The following is a 296-nucleotide window of genomic DNA, read 5'->3' as shown; positions in this document are numbered from 1 at the left end:
GCACGCCGCGGCCGAGATGCCGCACGCCGAAGTGCATCTCACGGTCGTGCAGCAGGCGTTCGTCGAGCTGAAGGAAAAGCGCCGCGCGCTCGCGGGTCGCAGCGGCTGCGGCGTGTGCGGCATCGAGAGCATCGACCTGCTCGATCTCGAACCGGAAATCGTGCCCGATACCGGCTTTCTCGCGCGCCTCGCGCCCGACGCGATCGCGCGCGCCGCCCGCGAATTGCCGCAGCACCAGGCGCTCACGAAACTCACGGGCGGTCTGCATGCAGCCGCGTGGTGCGATGCCGACGGCC

The 296-nt window shown here is 70.6% G+C and carries 1 protein-coding gene; it reads left to right on the top strand.

Going from position 1 to position 296, the window contains the following annotated elements; all coding sequences use genetic code 11:
- On the top strand, nt 1-296 hold a 296-nt coding region (locus SB816_RS30810), incomplete at both ends, for a formate dehydrogenase accessory sulfurtransferase FdhD (protein WP_410548095.1).

The sequence above is a fragment of the Achromobacter sp. SIMBA_011 genome (assembly GCF_046535435.1).
Lineage (GTDB): Bacteria > Pseudomonadota > Gammaproteobacteria > Burkholderiales > Burkholderiaceae_B > Achromobacter > Achromobacter dolens.
The sequence above is the reverse complement of the archived record's forward strand: the minus strand, read 5'-3'. Positions and strand labels throughout refer to the sequence as shown.